This window comes from Pseudomonas gingeri (genome assembly GCF_013386165.1).
GTDB lineage: Bacteria > Pseudomonadota > Gammaproteobacteria > Pseudomonadales > Pseudomonadaceae > Aquipseudomonas > Aquipseudomonas gingeri_C.
Genome location: NZ_JACAOS010000001.1, coordinates 746,183 through 772,637, shown reverse-complemented (window position 1 = coordinate 772,637; position 26,455 = coordinate 746,183). Strand labels below are relative to the sequence as shown.

The 26,455-nt window shown below is 54.2% G+C and carries 27 protein-coding genes and 2 riboswitches; of the genes, 15 read left to right on the top strand and 12 right to left on the bottom strand.

Features of this window, described 5'->3' with window-relative positions; genetic code table 11:
• The 13 genes from HX866_RS03485 to HX866_RS03425 all read left to right on the top strand — a co-directional run bounded on the left by HX866_RS03485 (position 1) and on the right by HX866_RS03425 (position 10,715).
• Positions 1-1,467 (top strand): UvrD-helicase domain-containing protein, encoded by a 1,467-nt coding sequence (locus HX866_RS03485; RefSeq protein ID WP_177138003.1) that lies wholly within the window; start codon positions 1-3, stop codon positions 1,465-1,467.
• 75 nt (positions 1,468-1,542) lie between these two features.
• Positions 1,543-1,854: a hypothetical protein gene (locus HX866_RS03480; RefSeq protein WP_177138002.1), complete on the top strand. Its 312-nt coding sequence runs from the start codon at positions 1,543-1,545 to the stop codon at positions 1,852-1,854.
• Between the two features lie 167 nt (positions 1,855-2,021).
• Entirely contained in the window at positions 2,022-2,324 is a 303-nt protein-coding gene (locus HX866_RS03475) for an integrative conjugative element protein, RAQPRD family (RefSeq protein WP_218179635.1), read from the top strand.
• Positions 2,321-2,560, top strand: a complete 240-nt coding sequence (locus HX866_RS03470) for a TIGR03758 family integrating conjugative element protein (RefSeq protein WP_177099887.1) — start codon at positions 2,321-2,323, stop codon at positions 2,558-2,560. The genes HX866_RS03475 and HX866_RS03470 overlap by 4 nt, the downstream gene beginning before the upstream one ends.
• 18 nt (positions 2,561-2,578) lie before the next feature.
• Entirely contained in the window at positions 2,579-2,917 is a 339-nt protein-coding gene (locus HX866_RS03465) for a TIGR03745 family integrating conjugative element membrane protein (RefSeq protein ID WP_177138000.1), read from the top strand.
• Between the two features lie 12 nt (positions 2,918-2,929).
• Positions 2,930-3,316, top strand: coding sequence for a TIGR03750 family conjugal transfer protein (locus tag HX866_RS03460; RefSeq protein ID WP_177137998.1), 387 nt, complete (start codon positions 2,930-2,932; stop codon positions 3,314-3,316).
• Positions 3,313-3,966 carry a PFL_4703 family integrating conjugative element protein gene (locus HX866_RS03455; RefSeq protein ID WP_177137997.1) on the top strand — a complete coding sequence of 218 codons (654 nt, stop codon included), beginning with the start codon at positions 3,313-3,315 and terminating at the stop codon, positions 3,964-3,966. Before HX866_RS03460 ends, HX866_RS03455 begins: the two co-directional genes overlap by 4 nt.
• Positions 3,966-4,868, top strand: a complete 903-nt coding sequence (locus HX866_RS03450; RefSeq protein ID WP_177138078.1) for a TIGR03749 family integrating conjugative element protein — start codon at positions 3,966-3,968, stop codon at positions 4,866-4,868. Before HX866_RS03455 ends, HX866_RS03450 begins: the two co-directional genes overlap by 1 nt.
• Positions 4,858-6,351, top strand: a complete 1,494-nt coding sequence (locus tag HX866_RS03445; RefSeq protein WP_177137995.1) for a TIGR03752 family integrating conjugative element protein — start codon at positions 4,858-4,860, stop codon at positions 6,349-6,351. Before HX866_RS03450 ends, HX866_RS03445 begins: the two co-directional genes overlap by 11 nt.
• Entirely contained in the window at positions 6,329-6,769 is a 441-nt protein-coding gene (locus tag HX866_RS03440) for a TIGR03751 family conjugal transfer lipoprotein (protein WP_177137993.1), read from the top strand. Before HX866_RS03445 ends, HX866_RS03440 begins: the two co-directional genes overlap by 23 nt.
• Complete coding sequence (locus HX866_RS03435) at positions 6,770-9,772, top strand: conjugative transfer ATPase (protein WP_177137991.1); 3,003 nt, start codon at positions 6,770-6,772, stop codon at positions 9,770-9,772. It begins immediately after the preceding gene.
• Entirely contained in the window at positions 9,769-10,068 is a 300-nt protein-coding gene (locus HX866_RS03430) for a hypothetical protein (RefSeq protein ID WP_177137988.1), read from the top strand. Before HX866_RS03435 ends, HX866_RS03430 begins: the two co-directional genes overlap by 4 nt.
• Positions 10,069-10,118: 50 nt before the next feature.
• A complete protein-coding gene (locus HX866_RS03425; protein WP_371319213.1) occupies positions 10,119-10,715 on the top strand; it encodes a DsbA family protein in 597 nt (198 codons plus the stop codon).
• 455 nt (positions 10,716-11,170) lie between these two features.
• Here the strand turns inward: HX866_RS03425 and HX866_RS03420 are convergent, their stop codons facing one another.
• From HX866_RS03420 to HX866_RS03370, 12 genes are all read right to left on the bottom strand, one after another.
• A complete protein-coding gene (locus tag HX866_RS03420) occupies positions 11,171-11,596 on the bottom strand; it encodes an EamA family transporter (protein ID WP_177095807.1) in 426 nt (141 codons plus the stop codon).
• A gap of 109 nt (positions 11,597-11,705) precedes the next feature.
• The gene (gene ppa / locus HX866_RS03415) at positions 11,706-12,236 is read right to left on the bottom strand and encodes an inorganic diphosphatase (protein WP_065983817.1); all 531 of its coding nucleotides are present in this window, start codon (positions 12,234-12,236) and stop codon (positions 11,706-11,708) included.
• Positions 12,237-12,593: 357 nt separating this feature from the next.
• Positions 12,594-13,877: a phosphopyruvate hydratase gene (gene eno, locus HX866_RS03410; protein ID WP_177095805.1), complete on the bottom strand. Its 1,284-nt coding sequence runs from the start codon at positions 13,875-13,877 to the stop codon at positions 12,594-12,596.
• A gap of 73 nt (positions 13,878-13,950) precedes the next feature.
• Entirely contained in the window at positions 13,951-14,292 is a 342-nt protein-coding gene (locus HX866_RS03405) for a hypothetical protein (RefSeq protein ID WP_177095804.1), read from the bottom strand.
• A 103-nt stretch (positions 14,293-14,395) separates the two neighbouring features.
• A complete protein-coding gene (locus tag HX866_RS34150) occupies positions 14,396-14,662 on the bottom strand; it encodes a hypothetical protein (RefSeq protein WP_256344795.1) in 267 nt (88 codons plus the stop codon).
• Between the two features lie 41 nt (positions 14,663-14,703).
• Positions 14,704-15,027 carry a DUF190 domain-containing protein gene (locus HX866_RS03400; RefSeq protein WP_177095803.1) on the bottom strand — a complete coding sequence of 108 codons (324 nt, stop codon included), beginning with the start codon at positions 15,025-15,027 and terminating at the stop codon, positions 14,704-14,706.
• Positions 15,028-15,110: 83 nt separating this feature from the next.
• Positions 15,111-15,476: a hypothetical protein gene (locus HX866_RS03395; RefSeq protein WP_177095801.1), complete on the bottom strand. Its 366-nt coding sequence runs from the start codon at positions 15,474-15,476 to the stop codon at positions 15,111-15,113.
• On the bottom strand, positions 15,473-16,819 hold the full coding sequence (locus HX866_RS03390; RefSeq protein ID WP_177095799.1) for a voltage-gated chloride channel family protein: 1,347 nt from the start codon (positions 16,817-16,819) through the stop codon (positions 15,473-15,475). The genes HX866_RS03395 and HX866_RS03390 overlap by 4 nt, the downstream gene beginning before the upstream one ends.
• A gap of 80 nt (positions 16,820-16,899) precedes the next feature.
• A riboswitch (Fluoride riboswitch) is annotated at positions 16,900-16,972 on the bottom strand.
• 96 nt (positions 16,973-17,068) lie between these two features.
• Positions 17,069-17,392 (bottom strand): DUF190 domain-containing protein, encoded by a 324-nt coding sequence (locus HX866_RS03385; RefSeq protein ID WP_177095797.1) that lies wholly within the window; start codon positions 17,390-17,392, stop codon positions 17,069-17,071.
• Between the two features lie 10 nt (positions 17,393-17,402).
• On the bottom strand, positions 17,403-17,786 hold the full coding sequence (gene crcB, locus HX866_RS03380) for a fluoride efflux transporter CrcB (protein ID WP_177095795.1): 384 nt from the start codon (positions 17,784-17,786) through the stop codon (positions 17,403-17,405).
• A 138-nt stretch (positions 17,787-17,924) separates the two neighbouring features.
• A riboswitch (Fluoride riboswitch) is annotated at positions 17,925-17,986 on the bottom strand.
• A gap of 551 nt (positions 17,987-18,537) precedes the next feature.
• Positions 18,538-20,232 carry a hypothetical protein gene (locus HX866_RS03375; RefSeq protein ID WP_177095793.1) on the bottom strand — a complete coding sequence of 565 codons (1,695 nt, stop codon included), beginning with the start codon at positions 20,230-20,232 and terminating at the stop codon, positions 18,538-18,540.
• Complete coding sequence (locus HX866_RS03370) at positions 20,229-21,338, bottom strand: protein kinase domain-containing protein (protein WP_177095791.1); 1,110 nt, start codon at positions 21,336-21,338, stop codon at positions 20,229-20,231. Before HX866_RS03370 ends, HX866_RS03375 begins: the two co-directional genes overlap by 4 nt.
• A gap of 814 nt (positions 21,339-22,152) precedes the next feature.
• On the opposite strand from HX866_RS03370, the gene HX866_RS03365 reads away from it, so the two are divergent.
• Together HX866_RS03365 and HX866_RS03360 are read left to right on the top strand one after the other, a co-directional pair.
• A complete protein-coding gene (locus HX866_RS03365) occupies positions 22,153-24,447 on the top strand; it encodes an AAA family ATPase (RefSeq protein ID WP_177095789.1) in 2,295 nt (764 codons plus the stop codon).
• 8 nt (positions 24,448-24,455) lie between these two features.
• Complete coding sequence (locus tag HX866_RS03360; RefSeq protein WP_218171238.1) at positions 24,456-26,393, top strand: UvrD-helicase domain-containing protein; 1,938 nt, start codon at positions 24,456-24,458, stop codon at positions 26,391-26,393.
• Positions 26,394-26,455: the final 62 nt, after the last annotated feature.

Here is a 26,455-nt window from a genome sequence, read left to right as displayed (position 1 = left end):
ATGCAGTGGACTCAAGAGCAGCAGCCCATCATTCATTCGAACAGCGACAAGCTGCTGGTCCAGGCATTTGCGGGCACCGGGAAAACCACCACACTGGTGGGTTATGCCAATCACCATGCGTCAGTGAAAATGCTGTACCTCTGCTACAACAAGTCCGTCGAGCTCGCAGCTAAGGGGCGTTTTCCACGCAACGTCGTCTGCAAGACCGCCCATGGTCTGGCCTATGCAGTCTATGGCAGCCAATACGCGGCCAAACAGGCGAATAACCTGCGCCTCACCGATATTGCCCGGGCAATCAACAGCCAGGACTGGGAATTGGTTCGCGATGTGCTCAGCACGCTGAACAACTTTATGGCCAGCGCCGACATGGAACTGAGCAGCGCACACTTCCCTCGATTCCAGGGACAGCGAATGCTGACCAGCGCCCAGCAGCGTTTTCTGACCAGCGCTCTGGGCGTTGCCCAGTCAATCTGGAGCCGGATGATTGACCTGCAGGACACCAGCGTCTCGATCACACACGACGGCTACCTGAAGCTATACCAGTTGAGCCGGCCAGACCTGAGTGAACGCTTTCAGGCAGTGCTCCTGGACGAAGGGCAGGACGTGAACCCGGTGATTGCAGACCTGGTAAAAACGCAGCGCATCCGCAAAGTGACGGTCGGAGATCCTCATCAGCAGATCTACCGTTTCCGCGGCGCCGAAGACGCGCTCAACAGTGACTGGATGGCCGGTGCTGAACGCCATTACCTGACCCAGAGTTTCCGCTTCGGCCCTGGGGTTGCCCACGTGGCCAACGTCATCCTCTCTTACAAGGGGGAAACCCGAAAACTGGAGGGCCTTGGCCCCAACACGCGGATCAAACGTGCACTTCCGGAGGATCTCCCCCACCGCACTTTCATCCATCGCACGGTCACAGGTGTGATCGAGAACGCGTTACGGCTGGTCACCAACCAGCCGAAAATCTTTTGGGTCGGGGGAATCGACAGTTACTCGATACGCGACCTCGAGGACCTGTACTTCTTCAGCCGAGGCAGCAATCAGGAAGTCCAGAATCGGAAACTGTTGCGCGATTACCGGGACTTCGCCCAGTACGAAGAGATCGCGGAAGTCAGCCAGGACAGCGAGATGCTCCGATCGATCAAGATCATCGCGGCTTATCCTGACTTGCCTGAACGCATCCAGACGCTGCGCTCCCGCTCTGTGAGCAACGAGCTGGACGCCACTGTCACGCTGACTACTGGGCACAAGGCCAAGGGCCTGGAATGGGACTTCGTTAGCCTCTATGACGACTTCACCGCTGACCCGCTCTCCCCTGACCTCGATCGGGGCCGTCGTGACGACGAATTGAACCTACTCTACGTGGGGGTCACCCGGGCAATGAAGATCCTGGCATTGAACTCCATGGTCTTGTCGATCCTGCAGCGCTACGTCGATGCTCGTACTACTCCGCAGAAATCCCGCGCATAGAGACCACCTATTTTCGATTGCCCACGCGCGCGCCGAACTGAAAGTCTGTCAACTCCGAACATCGAGGTTGTTGACATGAGCCAGCAGGCATTCGAATACCACTCTGAATTCGCCCCCCTTCTCTACCGCGTGAATACCAAAAACTACCTGGTGTTCAAAACTGAAGAGCCGACAACCGAGCCGGACATTCAGGCCTTTCTGCAAGACTCGGAGCACAAGGAACGTCTTGCCCGACTGGGCCGCGAGGGCTGGGAGCTCGTCAGCGTCCAGCCGGTGGTCAAGGGCGAAATCAAGATCGGCAACCACAATGCACAAGGGTGGGCGTATGGGATCGCTCTGCCCACCGGCTACCTGCTGTTCTTCAAACGTCTAATCCCCAGCGATTGATGGACTCGACGGAGCCGGAAGAAATCCATAACGAGCCGATTATGGATTTCTTGCGGCGAGCGCCTGGCTGAACCCGGCAAGCTGTTGGTAACAGGAATTACCAGAGCCTAGCCGTGAACCCGTATCAGTCCCTCACTGCACTCACTTACCGCCTTGCCCGAACAGGCCTGATCGCACTGCTTGGCTGCGGCTTGCACGTCCCCCATGCGTCGGCAGCCTCGGCATCCGAACAGGCGAACTTGGAAGTGATGATCCGCCAGTTGAACGCGCTGGAGGACACCGCCCGCCGCAGCGCGGCAGTCGCCGATGAACCAGGAAAGCGCTACTTCTTCGATTATCAGCGCTTCGCCGGTGACATCGAACACATCCGCCACGGCCTGGAGGGCTACTTGACCCCGAGTCGAGCCCAGCCACGCGACCCCGCCGAGATTTCTGGCGATTACACCCTGAAGCAAGGACGTAAACCGTGAGCATGAGCGGAGCCCAAACCACGGCCTTTCTGGCTGCTGGAGGATTCCCTGCGTCTGTCAGCTACGTGTTCTTCGTTGGATGTGCCGTGGCCGTAACGTTTCTTTGGGGCGCCTGGGCGATCTATAGCTGCTATCGGGGCTGGGCAACAAACAACCTTGATAAATCCATCGCCGCCGCCTCAGTTGTTCGCATCCTGCTGCTCTGCATGATCATCACTTTTTTTCTACTCAGCTAACCCTATTGGAGTTCAACCATGTCTCGACTCAAACAAACACTCTATGCCGTTGCAGGGTTGATTACGCTCCCACAACTGGCCCTAGCGGCCCTGCCGCAAGCTCAGCCACCCACCCGCGGCCAAGGCGGCAGCATTCTACAAACAATGCAGAACTATGGTTTTGACGGTTTCATGCTGATCGGTTTGGCACTCCTAGGCGTGATGTTCCTCGGTGTTGCATGGCATGCATTCGGTGTTTATCACGATATTCACGACGGCAAGAAGAAGTGGCGGGACCTCGGGGCCACCGCCTGCGTCGGGGCTGCGATCCTAGGAATAGGTGTCTACCTAGTCACCCAAGCCACCAGCATCTTGTAACGGGAGCTGGATATGGCAGACATACTTGATGATGGCACTTTGAGTTTCCTGCCCGGCAGGCTCAACAACCAGCCAGTGGTGATGGGTGGCCTCACAGCCGACGAAATGTGGGCAACCGTTTTCTTCAGTGGCATTGCCGGATTCATCCTAGGTATTCCCCTGACGATCCTGACCCATATTTGGGCACTCATCATCGCTGGGGCTCTGATTGGCGGTGTCCTCGGGCTGACCGTTGCCAGTCGCTTCCTGCGCAACATAAAGCGCGGTCGACCTGAGACCTGGGTATATCGCCAGTTCGAACTGAACATCGCCCGACACTTCCCAACCTTGAATGCCTCCCGACTCATCACACGCGATGGCACGTGGACCTGCCATCGCACGGAGGGTGCAGGTGCATGAGCTATCGTAAGAAAGTTGATTCGCAACAGGCTCACATCTACAGCCTGCGCCTGGTCATTGGCCTGCAGATCGTACTCGGCTTGTGGATGGCGTACGGATGGCAGAGCGCACCGCACGACCTGACAATCCACGTCCCGCCTGATCTCCGATCGGGTAGCACCCGTAAATGGTGGGATATCCCGCCGGAGTCGGTGTACTCGTTTGGGCTGTACATCTTTCAGCAGATGAACCGTTGGCCAACGGACGGTGAAACGGACTACGAGGACAACATCGCTCGTCTGACAGGCTATCTGACGCCTAGTTGCAAGGCCTATCTGCAGAAGGACTTCGAGTTGCGCCGTAATAGCGGGGAGCTGCGAAAACGCGAGCGCGGTGTCTTCGAGATCCCTGGTCGCGGTCTCGACGACAAACAAGAACAGCATGTTATGCAGAACAGTTTCAACGACTGGACGATAAATCTCGATATCAGCGCAGATGAACATTACGGCGGCGAGCTGGTGAAGCGTGCCGTAGCACGTTACCCCCTGCATATCATCCGGTCGGACGTCGATCCCGAGAAGAACCCCTTCGGCCTGGCCTGGGACTGCTACAGCAGCAACCCGCAACGCATCGAAACCTCCGCCGAACCAGCTCCAGGGGGCCGCAAGTGATTATCCGAGCCTTATTGATTGCCGGCGTACTCATTGCTGGATATGCGCAGCCAGCCTCGGCGGTGGAAATTCTGCGCTGGGAGCGCATCCCACTGGCCGTGCCATTGATAGTCGGTCAAGAACGGATCGTCTTCGTCGATCAGAATGTTCGCGTGGGAATCCCGCGCAGCCTGGCCGACAAACTGCGGGTGCAAAGTACCGGAGGAGCCGTGTATCTACTTGCCAAGGAGCCGATCGAGCCCACCCGCCTGCAACTGCAGAACATGACCTCTGGAGAGATCATGCTGGTCGATATCGCCGCGACAGCGGGAGGCGCAAATCAACCGGTTCTGGAACCGGCCAAGATCGTCGCCGGCGAGAGTCCAGCCACGCGGTATGGACAAGGCAACACCCCGGTCAAGGCTGCAGGCAACCGCACCGCCCCATCTCCTACCGCCAGCGAACAGGATACGAGCGAGGATCCTCCACCTGCTCGACGTGAGACGCCAATACCCGTGGTGATCACTCGATATGCAGCCCAGATGCTGTACGCCCCACTGCGCACGGTAGAAGCCGTGGAGGGTATATCCCAGGTCAACATCAACCACCGCCTGGATCTCGCCACCTTATTACCCACACTTCCCGTAGAAGCGACAGCCTTGGGCGCATGGCGGTTGGACGGCTACTGGGTCACGGCAGTGAAACTGCGCAACACCAGCGCCCAGCACATGACGATGGACCCCAGAGATCTCATGGGCAACTTCGTGACCGCCACATTCCAGCATCCTTACCTCGGAGCAATGGGCGATGCAAGTGATACGACGACGGTCTACCTGGTCACCCGTGGGCATGGGTTAGCAGAGTCGTTGCTGCCATCGGCCGTCGGACAGATCGACCCAAAAGGAGGGCGCCGTGAAGAATAATCCGGTTCTCAAGTACCTGGTCATCCCATTCTCAATTCTCGCCATTATCATCCTGGTCAAGATGTTCAGTGGCGGAAGCTCGAAACAGGAAGGTCCAGTGGGTCCAGCACCGCTGACCCAAGGCCAGGGCAAGACGCTGGGTGTCGACGGGGACACCCCAACTGACACGCTGCGGACAATTGTTGCCGAGAGCAAGCAGCTTAAAGCTGAGGTCGCCAAGTCCCTCACGAACAATAATGATTTAAAACAACAAAACGATGAACTGCAAAAACGCCTGCAAAACATCGACAAAAACATGGACAGCAAGCTGGATAGCGCACGAGAGTCGCTCAAACAGGAGTCGCAGCGGCAAAACCAAAGCATCGTGGAAACGTTGCAAAAGCAACTCAACGCACTCAGCAACAAGCAAAACACCGAAGGTACTCCCGGGGGCGCCTCGGACCTGCCCATCGGTTTTGGGGTACAACCTGGTGATGGCCAAAACTTTCAAGGAGCGCACAGTCTCGACATCGTCTGGATTGAACCTCAGGACGCAACCCCGGTCGACGTCAGCGGCAAACCGATTCCAGCGGGGTCAAATCAGACCGCAAATGGATTCAACTTCCCCACGTCCTTCGGCCCAACCCTGGACCGTGGTCAGAATGCCCTGAGCACCGGAGCACAGAACGTGGCGAACGAGATCTCGCCTCAGGATGCCCGTAAGCAAGTCCGCAAGGTCTACACCCTGCCCCAGAACTCAACATTGATGGGGTCGGTGGCCATGTCCGCCTTGATCGGCCGGGTGCCGATTGATGGCACCGTCAACGATCCGTATCCATTCAAGGTGCTGATCGGCCCGGACAACCTGACAGCCAACGGCATCGACCTGCCCGATGTCGCCGGTGCCGTGGCAAGTGGTACCGCCTCTGGCGACTGGACACTCTCTTGCGTGCGCGGGCAGATCCGGAGCCTGACCTTCGTTTTCAACGACGGCACCATCCGCACGCTGCCGGCACCGCCCGAAGAAACCAATGGTAACCAGAACGGCCAGAGCAACCAGAACAACAATCAGCAATCAATCCAGGGGGGCCTCGGCTGGATCAGCGATGCGTATGGCATTCCCTGCATCAGCGGTGAACGTAAAAGCAACGCCACCCAGTACATCGGCTCTCAAGTCCTGATCACCGCCGCCGGCGCCGGCGCCGCGTCTCTGATCAAGTCGGACCCGAATGGCAGCTCGTTCACGAACACACAAACCGGCGCAGTAGGGACCGTTGGGCTGTCGGGCGGTGAAGCCATGGGCAAGATCATTGGCCAGGGTGTCAACGACGTCTCCAGCTGGGTGAACAAACTCTATGGCCAAGCCTTCGCCGCCGTGTACGTCCAGCCCGGGGCAAAGGTCGCGGTGCATCTGGATCAGCAACTGACCATCGACTACGAACTCAAGGGCCGCAAGGTCAACTACAACACTGGAGCCAGTCATGCCTCTGAAAATCTCGACTGAGTGCTGTCTGAGGGTTGGCGCCTGCCTGGCCTTTGTCTTGGCCACAGGGTGCTCCACAAGCAAGGAAGAAATGCTCCCTCACGGGGACAACAACATGATGGACGTCTGGAATCAGGGTAGTAGCGGATCGGCAGGTAGTGCCAGCAGTCGCCAACTGCTAGACGCTCGGCAATCCCTACGCAGGCCACTGGAGCCCAGCCAGGCGCGTCCGATGGAAGAGAACGCCACATTCACCCGCACGGCGCAGAACGAGATCTACAGCCAGTTCAAGCGCCTGCCCAATCCAGACCTGGTGATGTACATCTTTCCCCACCTCGCAGGTTCAGACCCTGCCCCCGTGCCGGGATACACCACCGTATTTCCACTTTACCAACGCGTGCAGTACGCCATGCCAGGCGAACGGACGGAGGAATACTGAATGGGGCTGTTCGAACGCTACAAAGCACACCGGGGCCAAAACCGAGTAGAGCCTGGCCTTCAATCGGGTGAAACCGACAGCCATGAGATCCCATTCGCCACCAATGAAGAGGCGGCTCACGAGACGCCAGCGGCGGAGTCGTTTGAAGCCATCACCGAACGCTACTTTAAGCGTCTCTCCGCCCTGGGCATCCCATCTCCAGATGACTGGCGGAATCCGAAAAAAAAGCCGGCGACGACCGCCGATGTGGCTCGGATGTATGAGGTCAATCCCTCGTTCGTGGACCTGCTGCCCTGGGTAGACTACCTACCCGAGGAAAAAGCCATGCTCCTCGAGGACGGTGTTTCCCGCGCCGCATTCTTCGAGCTGACACCCATCGGGACCGAAGGACGAGATCCCGCCTGGTTACGCAAGGCCCGCGATGCGTTGGAGAACGCCCTGCAGGACTCATGTGATGAGCTGGAGACCTCACCGTGGGTCGTGCAACTCTACGCCCAGGACGAGACCAGTTGGGACGATTACCTGCAGCAATTGCACAACTACATTCATCCACGGGCCAGGGGCAGCGCATTTACTGAGCTCTACTTGAAGCTGATGAAACAGCACCTGGAGGCCATTTCCAAACCTGGTGGTCTGTTCGAAGACACAAAGGTCAGTCAGCTCCCCTGGAGAGGCCAGCAGCGCCGCGTGCGACTCGTCGTCTATCGACGCACCAAGGGCAATAACGCAGACGTTCGCGGCCAGGCTCCAGGTCCTTACCTGAAGGTAATTTGCGATCGCCTGGTGGGCGGCCTGGCGAACGCCGGCATCAGGACCAAACGCATGGATGGTCATGCCATCCGCCATTGGCTTATCCACTGGTTCAACCCTCGTCCAGACCATCTTGGCCCCTCAGACGCAGACATCCGTCGGTTCTACGAGACAGTATGCAAAGAGGCCCCGGCGACAGAGGAAGGCGAACTGCCGCTGGCCAGCGGCACAGACTTCTCGCAAAACCTGTGCTACCGCGAACCACTGTCGGACACCGACACGGGGCTCTGGTACTTCGACGGTCTCCCACACCGGGTAGTCATGCTTGATCGATTGAGAGAGCCCCCCAAGACCGGGCACATCACCGGAGAGACCCGCAAGGGTGGGGATGCACTCAATGCGCTGTTCGACAAGATGCCGGAAGACACCATCCTCTGCATCACACTGATCATCACCCCCCAGGACACACTGGAGAGCCATCTGGAAAATTTGGCGCGCAAGGCCGTCGGTGATACTCAAGCATCGAGCCTGACCCGCGAAGACGTGAAGACCGCACGAGAGTTCCTTGGGCGAAAGCACAAGCTGTACCGGGGCAGCGTAGCCTTCTATCTGCGGGGGCAGGATCACGCTCAACTGCAAGAACGGAGCTTGCAGCTCGCCAACGCACTACTGGGTGCAGGTATGGAGCCAGTGGACCCGATCAATGAAGTCGCCCCCCTGAACTCCTATCTGCGGTGGCTTCCAGGAAATTTTGACCCCAATGAACGCCGAGCACTTCAGTGGTATACCCAGCTGATGTTTGCCCAGCATATCGCCAACCTGGCGCCGGTATGGGGACGATCGACAGGAACGGGACATCCAGGACTCACCTTTTTCAACCGCGGCGGAGCCCCACTGACTTTCGACCCACTGAACAAGCTGGATCGGCAGATGAACGCACACCTATTCGTGTTCGGCCCGACCGGTTCTGGCAAGTCCGCCAGTTTGAATAATTTGATCAACCAATTGATCGCTATTTACCGGCCGCGCCTTTTCATCGTTGAAGCCGGCAACAGCTTCGGATTGACCGGTGAGTTCGCGCAGCGCCTGGGCCTGACAGTCAATCGCATCAAGCTCTCACCCGGCTCGGGCGTCAGCCTGGCTCCTTTTGCGGACGCAGCGCGCCTGGTTCAAGCACCGGATCAGATCAAAGTCCTCGACGCGGATGATGTGGACTCCTCAGACGCGCACACCACCAGTCAAGACGGGAGCCAGGAGGATGATCAACGCGACATCCTGGGCGAACTGGAGATCGCTGCGCGCCTGATGATTACTGGCGGCGAAGAAAAGGAAGAGGCACGCCTCACCCGAGCGGATCGAAGTGCTATCCGCCACTGCATCCTCGCGGCTGCGAAAACTTGTGTGGCGGCTGAGCGTACGGTTTTAACGCAAGATATTCGCGATGCGCTGCAGGCGGCGGGTATGACAGAGGGGATGCCTGAAGCGCGTCGGAACCGCATGTTGGAAATGGCCGAAGCCATGGAAATGTTCTGTATGGGCGCCGATGGTGAAATTTTCAACCGAGAGGGCACGCCGTGGCCCGAGGCCGATATCACCATTGTTGACCTGGCCACCTATGCCCGAGAGGGCTACAACGCGCAGTTGTCGATCGCCTACATCTCACTGCTGAATACAGTGAATAACATCGCCGAACGTGATCAGTACAAGGGGCGTCCGATCGTCAAGCTCACTGACGAAGGACACATCATCACCAAGAACCCACTGCTATCACCCTACGCAGTCAAGATCACCAAGATGTGGCGAAAGCTCGGTGCGTGGTTCTGGTTGGCCACGCAGAACGTCGACGACCTTCCGCCGGCCGCGGCGCCGATGCTGAACATGATCGAGTGGTGGATCTGTTTGAACATGCCTCCAGATGAAGTGGAGAAAATTGCCAAGTTCCGCGAACTGACACCCGCTCAGAAGTCCTTGATGTTGTCGGCCCGCAAGGAGAGCGGCAAATACACCGAGGGAGTGATCCTATCGAAGAGCATGGAAGTGCTGTTCCGAGCAGTTCCTCCGAGCCTGTATCTCGCCCTGGCCATGACCGAGCCCGAAGAGAAAAAACAACGATACGACGTGATGCAAGAGCTGGGCGTCGACGAGTTGGGCGCCGCCATCAAGATCGCAGCCGACCTCGATCGGATGCGCGGAATCGAGCCGTACACCATCACTTTCCCCGAGCAAACGACGGCCATGGAGCGCCAAGTATGAGAACACTGAATACCCTGACTCAGAACTTGATTGAAAACCTGACCCAGTTGCTTCAAACGCCTGGGGAGGACGCTCTGCAGACCCTTAAAGTGTGTGCGCCTGTGCTGATCGAGCAGCTGGAGCAGGTATTGGTGAGGGCCGTGGACCGGCGTGATATCGAATCTCAACTCAAGCTCGTGCTGGACGAATGGTTCAGACACCACCCCCAGCCCGAACTGGCAGAGACCTCGCTGATTGAAGCTTTGCGCAAACACGCACTGCTACCGCCGACGAAATGCGTCAGGGCGCCGGCATGAGGCAGCTTCCCTCCCGCATAATCATTCCGGTCGCTGTTCTTGCAGGGCTGATGGTCGCGAGCGTCCCCTTAATCAGGAACCTGGTGCAGACACCAACTCATGAAGGGCCGTGGGTTTACGGCCCTGCGGAGGCCCGGTGGACCATTACAGAGTTTGCAGATCTGGAGTGTCCTTACTGCAAAACTTACACCCCAAGCCTGAAGTCATGGGTGCAACAGCAAAAAGACGTAAACCTCAAGTGGCACCACCTGCCACTGGGGTTTCACGGCCCTGCTGCTTTACGCGAGGCACGACGTGTCGAATGCGCCGGAAAACTGGGCGGGCCGGCAGCATTCTGGCAGGCCGTGGATCAGACCTTCGAGCGGACACGCAGCAATGGCCAGGGACTCGATGGCCATCTTGACGTCGCCGGTATCAACAGCAGCGAGCTGGAGTCCTGTTCGGTCAATGACATGCAGGTCGCCTTGCACATTGACCAGCAAGCCCGAGAAGCAAGCTCACTTGGTGTGGAAGCGACCCCGAGTTTGATGATCAGAGACAACACAACTGGCAAGTCAGTGAAGCTTGAGGGGCCGGCAGACGGGGTCACGCTGCTGTCCGCGATTGATTGGCTTGCAAACAATATCAACAACGCTGCTGTTCGCTGAAAGCCTCTCAACCAAGCCTGCCAGGTGCGAACTTTGGCAGTGGAGAGACTCGAATTTGCCACTTATGATCAGCTAGGCACACCGAACAGCGGCCCTGAGTAATTGCATGGACTTGACCACCCATTTGCATTCGACTTGACCAGTCGTTTGCATTCGACTTGACCAGTGCACATGAGCTCCATGACTGGCTAGACTCGACCTAAAGCAAACGGTGGCGACAGGCAAAAATCGGCCAGAAGCAGTCATTCCGAGGCGTACGAAACTAGTACCGATTCAAAATTGATGAGTGATCCATGGCGGTACACCCGCCCACAGAGCCGTGACACCTGCGACTCATTACCCAAATTTTTTACTCGCTGGACTTCGTATGGATGGTTTCCATCCTCAGCGCTTGGGATCTCGCGTGACTGGAGCGCGCGCTGTGTCTGACAGCCCAAAATTGAATGCTTGAGAACCTACGGCTTTTTGGCGATGACCAGCAGCCCTGCTACGATCAGACCTGCACCGGCGATCATGCGAACTGTGATGACCTCTCGAAGCACCAGACCGGCGAGCAGCATGGCAACGACCACGCTACCTTTATCGATCAGTGCCACGGTGGCGACATCCCCGACCTTGAGTGCCTTGTAGTAGAAGATCCACGACAAGGCAGTGGTAACGCCAGACAGTCCTAGCCAATACAGATTTCGGCTTGTGATGCTGGTCACTTCCTGTGTCGGAACAGCCCAGGCTGCGAATACGAGTACAAAGGCACACACGAACAGGGTGCGAACTGTTAGACCAAGCTCAGCTGAAATCCCTGCGAGTCCCATCTTGGCGATCACAGAAGTAAACCCGGCAAAAAACATTGAGATGAAGGCATAAGCCACCCATTTTTCCATGCGAGTGTTTCCCTGAACATTTGATGTTGCGAGCGACTGAGAGGCCAATCGCAAATCACTTGCCCCTCAGTACCTACTCCCGGCTGACGCAGTCAATTTGGCGGATGACTTATTTCGGAATGTACGCCGCGACCGACTTGCGAATCTCTTCCCGCGCTTCGTCCGCGCTCCCCCAACGGCCCATCTTCACCCACTTGCCCGGCTCCAATGCCTTGTAGTTTTCGAAGAAGTGCTGGATCTGTGCGAGGAGTAACGCAGGGAGGTCTGAGCATTCCTTGACGTCGCTGTACATCGAGCTGAGTTTTTCATGAGGTACTGCGATCACTTTGGCATCCGCTCCGGCTTCGTCAGTCATGTACATCACACCAACCGGGCGACTGCGGATGACAACGCCAGGCGATACCGGGTAAGGGCAAATCACCAGAACGTCGAGAGGATCGCCGTCATCGCTCAGCGTATTTGGAATGAACCCGTAGTTGGCCGGGTAGAACATCGGCGTACTGAGGAAGCGGTCGACGAAAATCTGCCCGCTTGGCTTGTCCACCTCGTACTTGATCGGAGAGTGGTTTGCGGGAATCTCGATAACGGTGAAAAAGTCATCGGGGATGGCGTTACCAGCTGGAATGTCCGTGTAGCTCATGCTCATATCTCCAAGCTTCTATGAAAGGCTAAGGCCGCTGACGTTTTTGCCAACGGATACACGTGATTCGATTTTTTTCGCTGACCAAACCAACAGATTTACCGGCTATAAGACGAATGACTTTCTGATCGCATCCAAGTCAGTCCAAGGTTGCAAAAATTGCGAGCTGACCTCACCACAGCCTGAGCCGTGGGCGAACGGTTGATGACTCAATGTCTCGGGCTGCTGCGCCGCGCACTTTCGACAAATGACAATGCCGCTCTGGATTCTCCATCTCTTGTTCCAGTCGACTAGCTTCTCTGACGGGGTCATTACGTATCTCTCGTTTCAAACTGGTTGGCCTCAAATCGGTGGATATCACCGCACCAACGCATCATGTCCTGCATAAATGGCACGGCTTCCCAGATGCTCTTCTATTCGCAGAAACTGATTGTATTTCTCGACCCGCTCCCCTCGGCATGGAGCTCCGGTTTTGAGATGGCCAGTTCCCATCGCGACGGTCAGATCTGCGATGAAGCTGTCTACAGTTTCCCCGCTACGATGAGAAACCATCGCCCCCCAATTTGCCCCGTAGGCCATTTCGATGGCGGCTTTGGTCTCAGTCAGGGTTCCGATTTGATTGGGTTTGATCAGTACGGCATTGGCGACGTTTTCTGTGATGCCTCGCTGAATCCGTTCGACGTTGGTGACAAACAGGTCATCTCCCACCAACTCGATCCGGTCACCCAGCGCAGTATTTAATAGCTTCCAGCCCGACCAATCGTCTTCCGCGAGTCCATCTTCTAGTACCGCAATCGGGTACTTGTCGACCCAGGAGGAATAGAGGCTAATCAACTCTTGGGCATCTACCTTGCGACCTTCCGAACGCAGATGGTAAAGGCCGTTTTCATAGAAACCGCTGGATGCTGGATCGATAGCGATCTCGATCTGAGATCCAGGTTTGTAACCGGCCCTTTCGATGGCTTGAATGATCAGCTCAATAGCATCTGAGTTTTTCTTGAGTGCCGGCGCAAAGCCGCCCTCATCTCCAACCGCTGTCGAGTAGCCGGCGTCCTTAAGCACCGCTTTTAGCTCGTGGTACACCTCAGCACCCCATCGCAAGGCCTCCTTGAAATTGCCAGCTCCTGTAGGTGCAATCATGAACTCCTGAAAGTCAGGGCCTTGCCAGTTGGCGTGAACACCGCCATTGAGAATATTGAACATCGGGACGGGCATTCTTGCTGCTTGCTCGCCGCCCAGATATTGGAACAAGGGCAAGTTCAGCGCAGAAGCCGCCGCTCTGGCAACGGCGAGGCTCACGCCCAAGATCGCGTTTCCTCCAAGCCTGGATTTATCAGAGGTTCCATCCAGCTTAATCATCAGATGATCAATCTGTTCCTGGTCAGCCGCATCCAGGCCTTTCAAAGACTCAAGTATTTCGGTATTTACATTGCTAACGGCCTTTAAAACTCCTTTGCCGGAATACCGCTGTATATCTTGGTCACGCAACTCAACTGCTTCGTGAGCGCCTGTAGATGCACCGGACGGTACAGAAGCCCGGCCCAGGGCTCCGCACTCCAAGGTGACGTCGACTTCAACGGTAGGGTTACCGCGTGAATCGAGAATTTCACGTGCATGAATAGCCTGGATTTGCGTTTTCATTGATCTTCTCCAAGGAACGATTCGGGAACGTCATTAACCACGTGAATCCGTTGAGAGACCTCTATGTCGGACGTCAGCTCTCCATGAGTATCCTGAACAGCTGCACTGCCGACACCGCAATTGCGGGAACCAAGAAGCCTCCAATAATTAGTTCAGGAATCTCTCCCACCAAGGGCATGAACTGCCCTTCCTTTGCCATCTGGAAAAGCTCCAGCATTTGGTTTGACGCAACCATCACGGAGCAGCAGTACGCAGTCTGGGCTTGTAGCCTGGCCCGCCTTTGATTGAGCAGATGAAAGGTCAGCAACGACACGCCAATGCTTACGATGAACAGCACGGCGAATTCATAGACTGATCCTGTAAAAAACTTACCCATCACAAGCCCGAATACGCTGCTCAGCATCACTGAGCTCATGTGGTCTCCTAATTTTCTAAAGTGGTTTTTATGAGCCGACGTCGGTGAGTTCCATTTCGCAATCTCATCTTTGGATTACCCACCGCCATCGCGCTCATTACGCTCAACGTTGCTGTGCTCTCAGCTCGTAGCCCGGCACGCAGGTGTGGGCTAAGTCGGCCTTGCAGGACTTCTCACTGGGCATGCGCATCGTTACTAAGGCGCCTTCGAGGGAGGTCACGATGTACCACCCCTCGCTGGAGACCCTTTGGCTGCCTGCAATCCCCGCCAGAAAAATTGACCAAAAAATCAGTCCTACGAGGAGCGGCCTGTTGGTACGAGCCCAGCCAGCGGGAGCAGGTTGTGGACGCAGGTTATAAACTCGGTACATGGCGTTTATCCTTTTTTGTTAGCTGTCCAAAACGGTGTGTTTTAGTTTTCCGCTTGGCCGACTCGACCGTACTCAATGGGCAATTTGATATAGCTCAGCGAAAACGACTCCTTGGCTAATGCCTCCAGCAACTTGTCGCACCCAGGTTCATCAGTGGATATCGTCACCGTGACGGGATGATCGGCACCGCTGAGGAAATGTGCGGTATGCAAATGTCCCAAATGATCCAACCCCTCCGTACCGCTCACTAACGTCGCACCCAGCACACCCTCTCGCTTGGCGAACTCGACCAACCACTCTCCCAGTGGAAGGTGCTGGTAGTTGGTACTCTGCTCAGTGAAAAACGTCAGTTGAAAGCCATTCATGGCAACATCCTCTAATGTGGCGAGACCGACCAACGCCTGGTCGGCCAAGCCTCTTCATTTGCGAACTGTTTCTTAGAACTGAATTACAAGGCCTCACTGAGCGGTAACTCGCATAAGAGAAGAACTGCTCGCACCTTGCACAACTCGTCAGCGTGGTCGCGCAGGAAGGTGCGCAGCTTGCCCTCTGTATCCAGCAATTCCAGACACTGGGGATGATTCATATCACCAAGCTCCGGGTGATGATGGGAAATGCGATGTCCCGGCAAATAACCTGCAGAAATCGGTTTGAGCATGACCTGCTCAATCTTGGCTTTTTGCGCGACGTTAAGAAGGTGTTGGGCAAGCGCGGGCGCACTTAGGTGATGCCAGAAATTTGTAACTCGAGCCCGACTAGCGCCAGGGAAATAGAGCTGCAAAGCTGTCAGGCGATCTTGGCGATGTTCGGTCATTTCTCTTCCCCCATAAGAGCCACTTTCCGCTCGCTAGCGGATTCAGTTTGAGCATGAAATTGCTTGATATCAGAGAGCCGAATCTCGTCCGGAAGAGGACGGTGATGCTTGCTGTGACCGACGCGCTGGGCGTGATAGATCCCGGTATGTCCGGATACGAGATAACTGGCGATACAGGCAATGGCTGCAAGCGGAGCAATTTCGGGCCCGAAGAGCTCCATGGCCATGACGATGGTTGCCAGTGGTGTATTAGCTGCACCGGCAAAGACGGCGACAAAGCCGATACCAGCCAGCATGCCGAAGGGAAGGTGCAAGAGGGGAGCCAGCGCATTCCCCAAAGTGGCGCCGATGTAAAACAGCGGAGTGACTTCGCCGCCCTTGAATCCAGTACCCAGGGAGACAACGGTGAACACCATTTTTTCGAGCCAATCCCACGGAGCCATTGGCATTTGAAAGGATTGGACGATGCTCGGAATGCCCAGTCCGATGTACTTATCGACGTCGATGTAATGGTTACTACCGAGCCCCCACACTGCGACTGCGATCAGCAGGCCACCGGCGAAGGGTCTTAATGGTGAATAGGTGATAAGCCGCTTAACGAAGGCCCCGAGCTTGTGGGTCGCTGTCGCGAATAGCAGGCCTGTAAGGCCGAAGACAATCCCAGCGGCTACCACAGCCATAACGCTCCAGAGCTGCACCGGCACCACTTCGCCAATGACGTAATGTGTGTGAACCACTCCCCAGGCTTGTCCCACCTGGTCAGCAACGATCGCCGCAACCACACAAGGGAAAAGCGCGTCGTAACGCATACGTCCAATGGCCAACACTTCAAGTCCAAACAAAGCTCCAGCGAGGGGGGTGCCGAAGACGGACGCAAAACCAGCGCTGATGCCAGCCATCAGAATCACCCGACGGTCTTCGCGGCGTAGACGGAAGACATGCGTCAGTTGATCGGCAAGGGCGCCGCCCATCTGCACCGCCGTACCCTCACGTCCCACAGATGCACCGAAGAGGTGGGAAACCACGGTTCCGATCAGCACCATCGGCACCATGCGCAAAGGCACTATCTTCTTAGGATCATGGATCTCATCGATGATCAGGTTGTTTCCGGCATCAACGGGTTTGCCTATCAAGTGATACGCAAGTCCCACGGCGAAGCCAGCCACTGGCAGGAGCCAGATCACCCAAGGATGGGTTTCTCGCCACTGGGTGGCATGATCCAAGGAAAGGAGGAATAACGCAGAAGCAGAGCCTGCCAAAAGAGCTACTAGGCCAGCGAGCGCAAGCCATTTCGCTATATAGGGCAGTAAGTCGAGTTGTTCAGGTCGTCGAAATTTAGACATTTGGCCAGCCACAAAAATGTAAGTGGGCCTGACCAAAAAGGGATTCTGAGCGCGAACGCCTACAGACCTGGTTTGATCAGGTTTCTGTAGGCATCATCAGCTGCTACGGGCGCAGCGGTTGGTTAATGGAGGAATGCCATCTCCAATCCGTCGATCTTATCTAGCTCCGCTCAAAATGTAAAATCATGTTACGGAGCTATTAAACACAGGAAGATTTCCTGAAGCCTTGCCTGGTAAAAGGATGCCGGACTAGGTGGTTTTTTTGCCGACGAAGCCCATTTCAATTGGAGTCTTTATGTAAAACACCGAGATTTCCTCAAGCTCCAATTGCTTGAACAACCGTTCAGACTCGTCCTCGGTGATAGCCATGCGAATCTCGGTAGGCTGATCCGCTAGTTCAAAAAAATGCGAGGAGTGGAGCCGACCGGTATGCCCAAAACCCTCGATACCCGTAGATAGGGTCGCACCACGTAGTCCCATTTCTTTCGCCAAATCTACGATCCAGTCGCCGAGCATCTTTCCCTGATAACGACGGTTCTGTTGGGTAAAGAAAATCACCAGAAAACCTTTCATTTCCATCTCCTCAACGCGTGCCAATCATTTGATAGGACAGAAGCCCGGCAGCCGTCATCGCCAGCGAGCCCACGACGTGCAATGAAACCGAACCAAGCGCCCACAGCAGCCTGCCTTCCTGGATCAGGGCAACTGTTTCTGCCGAAAAGGTAGAAAAGGTGGTAAGTCCGCCACAGAATCCCGTGATGATCAGCAGACGCCACTCAGGACTCAGGGTGGGGGATGCGGCTAAAAACGCGATAGCTAGGCCAATGATGTAGCCCCCAACCATGTTCGCAACCACTGTGCCTGGGGGAATCGTAGGAAACAGAGCGTTTAGCTTCATGCCCAAGAGCCAGCGCAACCAGGCACCAAGTGACGCGCCAACGGCGATAATTACAAGTGATTTCAGCATGGTGGGCTCACCCCGTCAGACCTAGGCCAAACAGCTCGCAGGTAAGCACAACAAGGGAGTGGCGACTGTGGTAGTAGGATCATAATCCTGTCCTAGATTGGGGACAGGAGGCGGATACACCTACGCACCCTGTCCAGGGTTCACGTAGGCATCATCAGCACGAAGGCGGTTAAAGGAGGAATGCCATCTCCTGATTACAATCTAGCAGCAAAATTGCGAAACGCGGCATCTCATGACTAACCACGTTCGACCCATTTCAGCCAATGTTGACCGGCGGCAATGGGTCGCTTTCTGCCTCTCGCAACGGGCAGAAATCGGCCGATTCTGTTGAAAAAGTCGACCCGGGCTGGCGGTCCATGCATTGAGCGGTGAAAACGTCATTTTTGCACGCTGCTACGTGAAATCTGAGTCCGTACCCTCTGCTCAAAATATGGATTTCAATCTCAGACGCGTACTTTTCTTTCGTGAAAGCCGAGACCGACTTTTTCAACAGAATCGGCCAATAGCTGCCGCTCACGACAGTTTCAGCCAGAATCGGTCAATCACGAATGGTTGGTTCTAATCTATAACTCGTGAGGACGTCTACAGAACCTAGGTCGTTCTAGGTAAATTGACAGCACTACTTCCATAAAGGCAGGTACCTGAAGCAATGACACGCCTCAGGTAATACAGCGTCAAAATCTTGTTTTGTCGTCCAGGCTTAACTCTTTAGCAGCCTAGAACACTCGCCCCCCCTTAAACGGATTTTTATTTATTTTCTAGACTTTACTGTAGAGTTGTCACGCTCAGTTTTCAATAACTGAAGAGCTTCATTCGCAGTGTAGAAGTCGGAAGGAAGCCAGAATTTTTTTGAAGCTTCTTCCAATGACAATATTTTTGCAGGCTCGGCAGCTTCATCAGATGTCTCATCGTCTATGAAAACATTGGAAAATTTATTTTTCCATGTTCCTGGTTGCTTTTCCAACAATTCTATTTTATTGAGATAATACTCACCAGCGGCGGAGATGACAGGTTGAGGTTGAGATATAAAATTTTTTATCCTCGAAACTATACACCCAGACCATTCAGAATCCGCTATCAACGCTTCCCTGAGATGGTTCAACAGGAGAAAAAGTCGAGAGGGGTTTTTCGTCTTCTCAAAATATTCTTCAGCGTGGTCGTAGTACGCCTTACCTAGATCAAACTCTCCCGTCCTATAAGCAAGCATACCAATATTAGCTATGGCATGAGCCGCTTCGCTTTTATCCGGGCCATGCATTATAGCTCTAAGAGTGCGCGTGACCTTTTCTAAGGTTTTACTATCTACTGAAGAGGCGTATCCCAAGGTACTGATCTGAGCAAATAAATAATTTAATTTTAGAACGATATCCCTAGGATTGGCTTTTAGAGCGATGTTGGCGGATCTAAGTAGTAACGGCATGTCATTAACAATTGATGCTAGGTATGTGATTGCGCGCGGAGGAGAAACGGAATAAGGTTCTTCTTTCCACCAGGCATCAGCGTGTTTTAGAGCTAACTGCATATTTTTCTTTTCATACGCTTCCCAGTATTTTGCTTCATAGGCGTTGTTGGAATGAGCAAGAGTCGCCTCTATTTGCTTTCCAAACCCTAGCTTGTACGAGCGATCTGCCCACTTTATTTGTGCCAAAGAGTTACTGGTTGGTGAAATCAGAGACTGTTTAAAAAAAGCACGAGCTTTCTTGTCAGCACCCCCCAAAATTTCTGAAGTGGCGATTGAGCTCGATAGCTCAGATAAATGAATTGGATTTATTGATGCCGTGACGAGCTTTTTAGCCTGATTCCAATTCTTTAATGGTCGCCCTGCCAACCTCGCCACCGCTAATTCCGTAGACAGTAACCAAGGATCAGATCGCAAGTTTTCATTTAACAATAATACTCGATGCGCTTTCCCTAGCTCCTCATAGTGCACAAATAATCTAGCCGCCATACGGGATATCCAACGATGGTTATTGGAATATCGCAGCGCTACCCACATTGCTTTTTCTGATTTCTCTCTTTCATTTATTACGGTATATGCACGAGCCAAATCAACCCATGCGATTGGATTTTGCGGCATATTGATCAGTCTCGATCGTAAAGCGGCAATTTCATTTAGATGATTGAGGTGAGTATCAAGCGGTTTGAGGCCTAACACTTTTCGACTGATTGCTTCTAAAGCAGGAAGCTTTTCCTTTGAGCTAATAACATACTCTGCGGCAATGATCGAAAGCTCCGACTTCCCCTCGAGCATCGAGGCATTCAATAGGTCTGCGGCTGTTCCAAGGTTCTTATTGCTAAGAAAATCCGCTAGTACAGTTTCCGATTGAGCCTCCGCCTTAATCTGAGAAACCTGCTTTTTCACCGCGAGCAACTCAGGCGACTTAGCAGCTTCGTAAGATGGTTTCCAAATAGGAATTATATCGCGTTTTAAACCGAGTGGGTTCATTGTGAATCTGCCTGCTTGCTTGACGTGTTTCTAGCCTCAATACTGGCTCTCAGAATCAGTCGTTGGAGTTCGCTAACGAATCGATCAAGGCCTAAAGTGGGAACTGACTGCCTAAGTGTTTTTCGACACCCGCGCTGAGTATAATCCGGCGTTCCGCACTGCCTTATTATATCTATCAAACTACTGCTCAGCCACTCAGGGCATAGTTTTTCCCAATCTATTAACGCCTCGTCAAACGCGTTTATAAAGAAAGGTAATGAATTTGAATAAGAAGATGACTCCCCTTGCCACGCGAAAGGCTTAACATGGTTAGGAAGTCTACTAATAAGCTCTAGATTGACCGTCGTCCCAAAAAAAACAAATGTAACTACAGAAGCAAACTGATAAAGGTCGCAACGCATGCGCCGATCCATCCAGTCAACTAGCGGATGCTGAAATAGCTGCTCCGGCGGTGCGTAATTCCAATCGCCTGCAATGCTACTGGAGTCATGCAAACTTGGAAGATCCTGACTGCTCGCCCTGCCAAGATCGCCAACTTTAGCCATTTCATTACCAAAAACCATTACATTGGATGGTTTAAGATCTTGATGAGCCACCTTTGCCTTATGCAGCTGTAGTATGCCTGACGCTACATCCTTGAGATAAGTAAGCTTTAGTGCCATATCAATCGCAAGTGTTTTTCCTATATATCCGCGTACATCTCCGCCGTCCGCCAACTCCATAATCATGTATGGAATTTGGAAAATTTGTTCGTTCTCGAGTCTTGGAACAATTGCTTGTCCATGGGCCAGGATTTTGACAACACGTCTCATTTTGGCACCTAAGCACAAATCGTGCAATGCAGTCTCAAAGTTGAAAGCTTGAGCCTGTTCTTGCAACGCCGTTATTAGCGTTTTTCCCTGTTGCGCTGCTATTTGAAGTGCTTTAACAATATCAAATGCTTTTAAGAAGGCTTCTTGGCCATTTCTACGAACCTCATAGGATACAGAAAAGAAACCACCTGAGCCGCCGCCCTCTGAACCTGTGACAATTCTTTTGCCTACTATCCAACCATCCTCAAGATCAATACCCTCTAAGCGATAAGCGGCGTTCGGTTCATCGTTCATAGTGCCCCCTAAGATTGATCTTTACGAGAGCATATACCAACCATGCGAAATGGCGTAATGGCACCATGCTCTGTTACTCGGATTATTCATCTCGACTTGTCCGTAAATCCTCATAACCTCCTGAAATTCCTATATTTAATTCTTTCACTGGTGTGGGGCACGTAAATCCTTCGATTAAAGCTGTTTTATAGTGACAGTTTCTTCTGTTACGGACCCTTGCCTTCGTACTCGACTCTGGCCACAAAAACGCCTCTAGCGAACGTCCGCTCATGGCCGGTTTCTGCCTGTCGTGACCGGCAGAAGTCGACCGATTCTGTTGAAAAAGTCGACCCGGGCTGGCGGTCCATGCATTGAGCGGTGAAAACGTCATTTTTGCACGCTGCTACGTGAAATCTGAGTCCTGTACCCTCTGCTCAAAATATGGATTTCAATCTCAGACGCGTACTTTTCTTTCGTGAAAGCCGAGACCGACTTTTTCAACAGAATCGACCCATTGCGGCCATTCACCGCACCGATGTGGATGTCAGCTCTGCTGATTGCGGACTTTGCTCATGAATGAAGTGTTCCTCAGTCTGAGCTCGACATCTGCTCATTGGTGCAGTGACGCAAATCAAGCTCAAGTCGCAGGGTTAGTCCCAGAAGGTCGGTATTTCTGATTGGGTTTCGCCTTGAAATTCCGTTATAAATCTCAAGGGAGGGCTCGTCGAGAGACTGGGGTTGGTCAGGCCAGGCGGCACGGCGCAATCGCGCCCTCGCATGTATCTGCAACCACACAATTTCGTTGGTTGCTTCAACCTGACGTCTATGGATAGATATGACCGACAAAGCACCTACCTCAGTCACTTCTGGGAGCATTACCCTCAGCCACGTCGAACTCTGTCAGTTTCGACGCCTTACCAGAGTCAAGCTCGACGTCGACGAAAAAACCACGATTCTTGTTGGAGCCAACAACAGTGGGAAGACGTCAATCCTAACCGCACTTCGCCAGTTCCTCTCGGATGCGCCGACGTTTGGGGCATTCGATATCAGCCTATCGCAGTGGCCTGCTCTGAGAGCCCTAGGGAAACTCTGGGAAGGCTTGGCCGAGGATCCTGCAACAGCTGATTCGTCCGTCGACGACTGGGACGCTCAGCTCGTGACGCTACGATCTTCAATGCCAACGTTGGACCTCTGGCTCAATGCCGAGGAAGGGATGTATCACTTCGTCGCACCCTTCCTTTCGAAATTCAACTGGACAGGTGGTGCGGTCGGCGTTCGCCTTCGGTTGGAGCCGGCCTCGTCTGTTGACGAACTGCAGCGACTTGCGTGGCGCTATCGTGAGGCCCGGGCTCCTGTGAAGGACTTGGACAAAGCCTCGCACGCCTGGCCCATCGATCTTCTGGACTTCTGGCTCCGGTACCCTAGTGACCTTGGTCGCGTTCAGGTTTACAAGCTGGACGCGGAGAACAACCCCATCGAGAAGGGTAAGGTGTACAAGGCTCAAGTTCTGGCATCCAACGCGACGCCTGTTGACCGAACCCACCTTTCCCGGCTTGTTCGAGTGGACTTCGTACCGGCGCAGCGTGGGTTAGGCACTGAAGAAGCGGACACGCGTTCCGGATCCGGTCCGCATCGTGTGGGCCTCTTCTCCAATCAGTTGTTGAAGTTTGCGCGACAGCATCTGAACATCGCTGCCACTGGTCATGGGCATCGTGCTGATCTAGTCGAAGCGGTCGCGAACGCTCAGGCCGACCTCGACCAGAAGATTCGAGATGCTCTAGCTCCGTCGGTTGAGGACGTCAAGATTCTGGGATATCCCGGTCTCCATGACCCGCACGAAATTCACTTCCGCACGCGCATTCAAACCGCGGATCTCCTCGACCACGGTACGGCAGTTCAGTACCGCATGAGCAAGGACTCTGTGGATGATCTGCTGCCGGAATACTCAATCGGCCTTGGTTATCAAAACCTTCAGTCCTTGAGTTATCAGTTGGTGTCGTTTAAGGCGGCGCGGCTGAATCCTACAAAGGGCTCGCCTGCGCCAGTCCATATTGTGATGATTGAAGAGCCCGAGGCGCACCTACATGTCCAGGTCCAGCGCATCTTTTCGGATAAAGCGCACAAACTAATCAGTCCGACGGCAACAGAACCTGGCTCGTTGAAGAGTCAATTACTCATCAGTACGCACTCTAGTCACCTGGCGCATGCGCAGAGCTTTGCTCACCTGCGGTACCTGCGGCGCGTTGCCAAGTCAAAAACTGTGGCGATGCCCAGCACGGAAATTGTGAATATGGGTGACGTTTTTGGTGACGATGACGATACGCGGATCTTCGCCGAGAGATACTTCCGTGTGCAGCACACGGATCTTCTGTTCGCAGATGCGGCAGTTTTCGTTGAGGGGACGGCGGAGCGTATGCTGGTTCCTCTATTCATAGAACGACAGTTCGGAGCGCTGAGCAGTCGGTACGTGTCGCTCCTTGATATCGGCGGTAGCCACGCTCATCGGCTTCGCCCGCTGGTGGAGCGTCTGAGAATTCCAACGGTGATCATTACTGATATTGACCCCGTGCAAGAGTCTTCAGACGCTAACAGCAAAATCACTCTTACTGCTGTCGCCAATGAAGGGCAACCAGGGCTGAAGTGTGGGAACGCGACGCTTAGGACATGGCACCCTAAGTGCACTGAGCTCGATGATTTCAAGGAACCCCAAGAGGCCCGTTTAGTCTGGAGCGAGGTGGCTGACTGCAAGGTCAGATTCACGTGGCAGTTACCTGTGAAAGAGGCTGATAACTGTTGGCCGAGTTCCTTCGAAGACTCCCTGATCCTTTCAAACATTTCATGGTTCAAGGAGTTGGGTAAGGAGAAGTTCAGCCCAGAGGGGGTGAAGATAAAGAAGCCTACTGGAGCACTTGGCAAGGTCGTGACAACAGTGACCGGCGCGGAATCCAATGCCGATTTGGCGAAAAAGCTCCACACGCTGATGCATGGTAAGTTCAGCAAAGGAGACTTTTCTGCAACGATTTTCGAGAAAATTGCTTCGGGTGAAGTCATTACTTGCCCGAAATATATCGCTGACGCACTTGAATGGCTCCAAGAGCAGCTCAATCTTGAATCGGAGGTTTACCTGTGAGCGTCGGGTTGATTCGCAATGGTAATGAGCGCGATGCTGGTGTCGTCGAGGAAATCTGTGGCTATCTTACGGAAAAGCCAGGTCGCAGCTTCTTCCTGTTTGCAGGCGCGGGATCCGGGAAGACTAGGACGTTAGTTGAGGTTCTACGTCGGCTCACGGGTGTGGTTCCCCATGACTCTGGGGGTGAACTCGCGAGAAACCTTCGGCTACTTGGTCGTTCTATTCGAGTGATTACGTTCACCAAGAATGCTGTCTCCGTAATCAACGGACGCTTGGGTAATAACGACCTTGTTAATGTCTCGACCATTCACTCCTTCTGCTGGGAGTTGATTGGTGGGTTTGACGACGACATTAGAGAGGCCCTTATCGCAGTCAAGACGAAGCAATTGGAACGGGAGAGGCTCGAAGCCTCCCAGAAGGTAAGAGGGATCAGCGCCACTGATGAAACAAACTTCGCAGAGATTGAGCAGGACATCGAAGAATTTCGTACTACTGAGAAGTTCATCTACCACCCGGACCGGAACAGGTATGGTTCAGGGGCAATCCAACATAGACACGTTCTGGATGCCGCGTCTTGGCTGCTGGCGAACAGGCCGACTCTCCGAACCATATTAAGAGACCGTCATCCGATAGTCCTCATCGACGAGTCGCAAGACACAATGAAGGGCGTCCTAGATGCGTTGATGGAGGTTGCCACTCCACAGGGGAACGGACTTACTTTGGGGTTGTTGGGTGACCATCGGCAACGAATCTACACGGATGGCCATTTAGACCTGCCTGGACTGGTGCCAGAAGGGTGGGGTCGTCCCGAGCTGCAGATGAACCATCGCAGCCAACAGCGAATCGTTGCGCTGATAAACAAGATTTGGGAGGCGGAGCATGAGGGCCGCACGCAGCAACCTACTGGTGTCAAACAGCATCCACGTACGGAAAAAACTGGCGGAGTTGTACGAGTGTTTGTGGGGGATGCGAAGCTCGGCTCTGATGAGAAAGTAAAGAAGGAGGAACTGTGCGCCGAGCTCATGGCTGACGCAACTTCATCTACCGTCTGGAGAACGCGGGGACACCAAATCCTTGCGCTTGAGCACAAGCTTGTCGCCACTCGCGGGGGGTTTCTCCAAGCTTACCGAGCCATGGATCTCCTAGACCCTAACGCTGCGGCGCCACAGGGAAGCGGTGAGAACAAAGGCCCAACCGTAGCGCGGCTGTTGTTAGAGGAATTGATGGAACTAGCTGCTTGCGTCGAAGCTGACGGATGCATCAACGAGTTTGCGGCTACGGAGGTTCTGAGACGGAATGGCAGCCTGAATTCTTTGCCAGAGGATGGTGCGACTAGACGATTGCGCACGATGGAAATGCTCCAAGCTATCTCGAGCTTTGCGACGGTCAGTTCCAAACCCAGTGCCACGGTGAGGGAGATTCTGGAGTCAGTGTTGGAAGCGCGACTGTTCGAAGTAGATTCTCGTTTAGTGGCAGCCTTCAGTGACAATTCGCCCGCGCCTGCTGCGCCTCCTCCGCGCACAAAGGAACCGTCGGAGACTCGAATGCGACGCGGATGGTGTGCTCTATTTGCTGCCCCTTGGGAGGAGCTAGCGCGCTACCGAAACTACTTAGCCGGAAAAACAGACCTCGCCACGCATCAGGTCGTAAAGGGTTCCGAGTTTCCTCACGTGATGGTCGTGATGGACGACAGTGAAGCAGGTAGCTTCCAAATCTCTTACGACAAGTTGTTTGGTGCGAAGGATCTCAGCAAAAATGACGTGAGCAACGTCGATGCTAAGAAGGAGACAACCATTGACCGAAGCTTGAGGCTCTTGTACGTCACCTGCAGCCGGGCGCGCGAGAGCTTGGCGCTAGTGCTCTGGTCGGAAAACCCAGACGCTGCGCTGGAGAGCATCAGAAAGAGCAAGTGGTTCATAGAGGAGGAGGTGTTGCCTGTGCCATGAAGGGAAAAATAGACTACCGCCCCGTGAGCGCTGGCGGCTGACACCGATCCTGCACTTCCGCT